The 4,530-nt window shown below is 59.4% G+C and carries 3 protein-coding genes and 1 pseudogene; 3 read left to right on the top strand and 1 reads right to left on the bottom strand.

The annotated features are described in order from the left end of the window. Nucleotides 1–1,345: pseudogene (locus tag V6C07_RS13170) on the bottom strand (insulinase family protein); the annotation flags it as partial. A 306-nt stretch (nucleotides 1,346–1,651) separates the two neighbouring features. Here V6C07_RS13170 and rpsB point away from each other — a divergent pair. From rpsB to V6C07_RS13155, 3 genes are all read left to right on the top strand, one after another. Beyond that, nucleotides 1,652–2,416, top strand: a complete 765-nt coding sequence (gene rpsB, locus V6C07_RS13165; RefSeq protein ID WP_333536931.1) for a 30S ribosomal protein S2 — start codon at nucleotides 1,652–1,654, stop codon at nucleotides 2,414–2,416. A 138-nt stretch (nucleotides 2,417–2,554) separates the two neighbouring features. After that, on the top strand, nucleotides 2,555–3,415 hold the full coding sequence (tsf, locus tag V6C07_RS13160) for a translation elongation factor Ts (RefSeq protein ID WP_333536930.1): 861 nt from the start codon (nucleotides 2,555–2,557) through the stop codon (nucleotides 3,413–3,415). 284 nt (nucleotides 3,416–3,699) lie between these two features. Further along, nucleotides 3,700–4,530 (top strand): TerC family protein (locus tag V6C07_RS13155; protein ID WP_333536929.1); only part of this gene is annotated, 831 nt, incomplete at its 3' end.

Below are 4,530 nucleotides of genomic sequence, written 5' to 3'. Positions count from 1 at the left end.
GGTTGTTGTTCAGGAACCAGTCTTTTATGGCCTGCTCGAATCCGGGTTCGCCTGCCTTGATGCGTTTTTTCAGTGCGGCAAGCGGGGCCTCTCACGCCAGCGGGGACAGGGGATCGCCGTCATACAGCCAGGTGGACAGTGACTGGATCATGGCTGAAAGCCCGCGCGGGAAGCGGCCGGAATTGTTTTCGCGATAGGCGAATTCCACGGTATTGACGGCGGCTTCCACAGCGGCCGCCGGGATGCCTTCTTCGGCCAGTTGCGCCAGGGTTTCAAAAATGAGCACTTCGGCCGCCGGAACGTCTCTGGGGGCCACGCCCTTGAGGCCGGTGGAGTAGTACATCTGGCGCAGGTCGGTTTCCAGCCCGCAGCCCGTGGTGTCTTCGCCAAGGCCGGAGGCGATGAGCGCCTTGCGCAGGGGAGAGCCGGGCAGCCCCTCAAGGATGTGCTCAAGCATTTCCATCAGCAGGGCCTGATTCACGTCGCCGCGTTCGCCAAGCAGCCAGTTGACCGTGAACAGGGCGCGTTTTTCGCCTTCGGAAGCCGCGTAGGGAACTTCGATATGGCGCGGCGTGTCGATGCGGGCCTGAAGGGGAACGGTGGAATCCACCGGGCGCGCCGCGTACTGTTCAAGGGCTTGGCCCGCAATGCGCAGCCGTTCCGCTTCCGGGTCATCGCCCCAGAAGAAAAAGCGGGCGTTGCTCGGGTGGTAGTAGCGGCTGTGGAAGTCGCGAAAAGCCTCGTAGGTGAGGTCGGGGATGCACTGGGGGTTGCCCCCGGAATCAAGGCTGTACAGCGTGTCGGGGAAAAGGGCCTGCTGGCTCTGCTCGGCAAGCACGGAGTCCGGCGAGGAATAGACGCCCTTCATTTCATTATAGACAACGCCCTTGTAGGCCCAGGGGCCGTCCGCGGAGGGCGCGTCCACATGCCAGCCTTCCTGCTTGAAGATGTCTTCGTTGATGCGCGGGTGAAAAACGGCGTCAATATAGACGTCGATAAGATTGTAAAAGTCGCGCAGATTGCAGCTTGCCACCGGATAGCAGGTTTTGTCCGGAAAGGTGAAGGCATTGAGGAAGGTTTGCAAGGAGCCTTTGAGCAACTCCACAAACGGTTCCTTGACGGGGTATTTGTCAGACCCGCAGAGGACGGAGTGTTCCAGAATGTGGGCCACGCCGGTAGAATCGGTGGGCGGCGTGCGAAAGCTCACGCCAAAGCACTTGTTTTCGTCCGTATTGCTGATGGAAAGCAACTGTGCGCCGGTGGCTTCGTGCCGCCACAGACGGGCGGAGCCGTCCACTTCGCGCAACTGCTGTTCGGTGATCAGGGTAAAGCCGTAGTTGTTCATGTTTTTTCCTGCGGATATTTTTTCTTGTATTTTTGCGGCAGATGAACACCAACTATAAGGGCTGCTTCAGGCTTTGAAAAGGGGCTGCACGCAGGCCGTTTTTTGGGCGGAAAGGGCGCGTCGGCGCTTGCCAAGCCTACAGTGATCATGTATGTACACCCTTTCCATCAAGCACACCCAGGCAGCGGCCCGGGGTGCCCGGCGGAATGTCGCGTGTGGCGGCGTTCTTTTTTGCGCTTCAGGCGCAACGCCGGGTTGCAGGGTCAGGGCGTGGGTGGAAGAAAACAACCCTTTGGAGGAATCCCCATGGCTTACGTCAGCATGAAGCAAATGCTGGAAACCGGCGTGCACTTCGGTCACCAGACCCGCCGCTGGAACCCCAAGATGCGTCCTTACATTTTCGGCGCGCGCAACGGCATCCATATCATCGACCTGCAGCAGACCGTGAAGCTCTTCCGCATTGCCCACGACAAAGTGGTGGACGTTGTGGCCAAGGGCGGCAAGGTTCTTTTCATCGGCACCAAGCGCCAGGCCCAGGAGGCCGTGGCCGCCGAAGCCGGTCGCGCCGGGCAGTTTTTTGTGACCAATCGCTGGATGGGCGGCACGCTCACCAACTTTGTCACCATTCAGAAGAGCGTTGACCGCCTGAAGAAGCTTGAAGCCATGTTTGCCGACGGCAGCATCAACCGCTACCAGAAAAAGGAAATCCTGCTTCTGGAACGCGAGCTTGCCAAGCTGGAAGAAACCCTCGGCGGTATCAAGAATATGGAGCGTCTGCCCCAGATCGCTTTTATCATCGACCCCCATCGCGAAGACATCGCCGTCAAGGAATGCCGCAAGCTCGGCATCCCGATTGTTGCTGTCACCGACACCAACTGCGACCCTGATGTCATCGACTACATCATCCCCGGCAACGATGACGCCATCCGCGCCATCAAGCTGTTTGTGGCCGCTTTCGCCGAAGCCTGCATGGAAGGCGAAGCCATGGGCAAAGACCACAAGGGCGAAACCGCCAACGCTGAAGAAGCCATGCAAAAGGCCGCCGCTGCCGAAGCTGCTCCCGCCCAATAGCCGGCTTTCTGCTTTCGCATTCCTGGGGGCAGCGCAACCTGATTTATGGCTGCGCTGCCCCGTTTTGGATGCAATTCTGCAATTCAAGAAGTAATTTTGATAACTCCGGCTGCAGGCCGGACGCATTTGGAGAATACAATGGCTGCTATCACTGCTCAGATGGTGAAAGAACTGCGTGAAATGACCGGCGCGGGCATGATGGACTGCAAGAAAGCCCTGGTGGAAGTGGAAGGCGACCTGGAAAAGGCCGTTGACTGGCTGCGCCAGAAGGGCATGGCGAAGGCTGCCAAAAAATCCGGCCGCGCCACCAGTGAAGGTCTTGTAACCGTGGCCCTGAGCGATGACGGCAAAACCGTGGCTATGGCTTCGCTGCTGTGCGAAACCGACTTTGTGGCCCGCGGTGACCAGTTCCAGGCCATGGCCGCCAAGGTGGCTAAAAGCGTGCTGGACAATGCCCCCGCCGACGCCGTTGCCCTTGAAGCCCTTATGGGTGAAGAAGTGACCCAGCTCATCGCCTCTGTGGGCGAAAACATGCAGCTCGGCAAATTTGCCCATCACACCAAGCCCGGCGAAAGCTCCCTGGTGGGCCAGTATATCCACGCCAACGGCAAGATCGGCGTGTTGACCTTCCTGACCTGCGGCAAGGCCGAAAGCGCCGACAAGCCCGAAGTGCAGGAACTCGCCAAAAATATCGCCATGCAGGTGGCTGCTGCCAGCCCCATGGCGCTTGACGCCGCAAGCCTTGACCAGGCCGCTGTGGAACGCGAACGCGAAGTGTACCGCCAGAAGGCCCTGGAAGAAGGCAAGCCCGCCAATATCGTTGACAAGATTGCTGACGGCGCGGTTAAAAAGTTCCAGAAGGAAGTGTGCCTTATGGAACAGCCCTATATCCGCGACGACAAGAAGACCATCGCCGATATCGTTCGTGAAACGGGCAAGGCCGTGGGCGATGAAATCACTGTTACCGGCTTTGAACGCATCCAGCTCGCTGCCGAGTAATGGCATCTGACTTTCCCGAGCCGGACCAGGCGACTGGTCCGGCCACATGCCGGGCGCCTTTGGGCGCGTGCCTGCAGCGGCATTCAGGTTTTCTGCTTTTCGGCCACGTCCGGCGCGTCCTGTGCCTTGCACCGGAAGCTGAAAACCACCCGATGCCCGAGGCAACGGAAATTTACTGACAAAAGGGGGCTTTCGGCCCTCTTTTGTCTTTTTTAGGGGGCCGGGCATGGGCCGCCGCATCCGTCATTCCGCAAGAAGGGGCAACCGCCCCGGAGCGTGACATTATGTTCGACTTTTCATGGGTCACACACCTTTCCGCCTGGGCTGGCCTGGGCACGCTTGTGCTGCTTGAAGTGGTACTTGGGGTGGACAACCTGGTTTTTATTTCCATTCTCGTGGGGCGTCTGCCCGGTGAACGCAAGCGACAGGCTTTTTTGGTGGGCCTTGGCCTGGCCCTGCTCATGCGCATGCTGCTGCTTACGGTCATGGCGCGTCTGGCAACGCTGACAACCCCCCTGTTTGAGCTGGGGGGCCACGGCTTTGCCGCCCGCGACCTTATACTGATGGCCGGGGGCGTGTTTCTGCTGCTCAAGGGAACAATGGAGCTGCATGACCGGCTTGAGGGCCATAGCGGCCGGTACGCCGGTGATTCGGGCCATCACGCGGATTTCTGGCAGGTCATTTTTCAGATAGTGGTGCTGGACGCCGTCTTTTCTCTTGATTCCATCATCACGGCCGTGGGCATGGTGGAGCACGTCACCGTCATGATGCTGGCAGTGGTCATCGCTATGGGCATCATGCTGCTGGCAGCGGCTCCCCTGCTCAACTTTATGGAGCGGCATCCCACGGTCATCGTGCTGTGCCTCGGTTTTCTGCTGATGATCGGCCTGAGCCTGCTGGCCGACGGCCTGGGTTTTCATATCCCCAAGGGCTATATGTACGCGGCCATTGTTTTTTCCATCATGGTGGAAGCGTGCAACCAGTGGGCGCTGCGCAACCGGCGCAGACGCTTCAGCATGCGCGACATGCGCGAATCCACGGCCCGCGTGATCCTGAATATCCTTGGTGGCAACGCTCCGGGGCAGGGTGACGCCCAGCTTGATGCGGCGGCTCTG

The organism is Desulfovibrio sp. 1214_IL3152 (genome assembly GCF_036763055.1).
GTDB lineage: Bacteria > Desulfobacterota > Desulfovibrionia > Desulfovibrionales > Desulfovibrionaceae > Desulfovibrio.
The sequence above is the reverse complement of the archived record's forward strand: the minus strand, read 5'-3'. Positions and strand labels throughout refer to the sequence as shown.

What these genes read in the sequence shown, in the direction of transcription:
- rpsB (WP_333536931.1), top strand. Translation starts at nt 1,652, where the DNA reads ATGGCTTACGTCAGCATGAAGCAAATGCTGGAAACCGGCGTGCACTTC.
- tsf (WP_333536930.1), top strand. Translation starts at nt 2,555, where the DNA reads ATGGCTGCTATCACTGCTCAGATGGTGAAAGAACTGCGTGAAATGACC.